The sequence below is a fragment of the Burkholderia dolosa genome, from assembly GCF_902499135.1.
GTDB classification, from domain to species: Bacteria; Pseudomonadota; Gammaproteobacteria; order Burkholderiales; family Burkholderiaceae; genus Burkholderia; species Burkholderia dolosa.
Genome location: NZ_CABVPR010000160.1, coordinates 1 through 643, shown reverse-complemented (window position 1 = coordinate 643; position 643 = coordinate 1). Strand labels below are relative to the sequence as shown.

The following is a 643-nucleotide window of genomic DNA, read 5'->3' as shown; positions in this document are numbered from 1 at the left end:
CTAGTCAGTATGACTCCCGCGGGGCAAAGGCTGGCCTGCCGTGAGGAATCAAGCGCGGGTTAGCATTGCTGCCAGAGCCGCACGGTGCGGACAGGGCCGCACCTGGCGATTTCCGGCACGGAGGCCAGCATGGAACACGATAGCACGCTGTACGTCGGGCTCGATGTCCATAAGGAGTCGATCACGGCCGCCTATGCGTTCGGCATGGGCGAGGTTGAACTGCTCGGCAAGGTTGGCACCACGAAGACGGATATCGATCGCTTATGCAAGCGCCTGCAATCGAAGGCGTCGCGTATCTGTATTGTCTATGAGGCGGGCCCATGTGGTTACGGACTTTACCGTCAACTTCAGCAGAAGGGAATCGACTGCATGGTGTGTGCACCGTCTCTGATTCCAAGGAAGCCGGGGGAACGCGTAAAGACCGATCGGCGTGACGCGATCAAACTGGTGCGTTCTCTCAGGGCTGGCGACCTGTCGGAGGTCTTTGTCCCTACCGTCGAAGACGAAGCCTTTCGCGATCTGGCACGGGCATGGGTGAGTGCCAAGGATGATCTGAAGCGTGCGCGGCAGCGGCTGAAGTCCTTTCTGCTTTCGCATGGGGTCAGCTATACCGGCCGCGCCGACTGGAGGGCAGCACACCGGC

At 60.5% G+C, this 643-nt stretch carries 1 protein-coding gene; it reads left to right on the top strand.

Annotation, left to right across the window (positions count from 1 at the left end; all coding sequences use genetic code 11):
* Positions 1-129: 129 nt before the first annotated feature.
* On the top strand, positions 130-643 hold a 514-nt coding region (locus BUB20358_RS28020; RefSeq protein ID WP_174905195.1), incomplete at its 3' end, for an IS110 family transposase.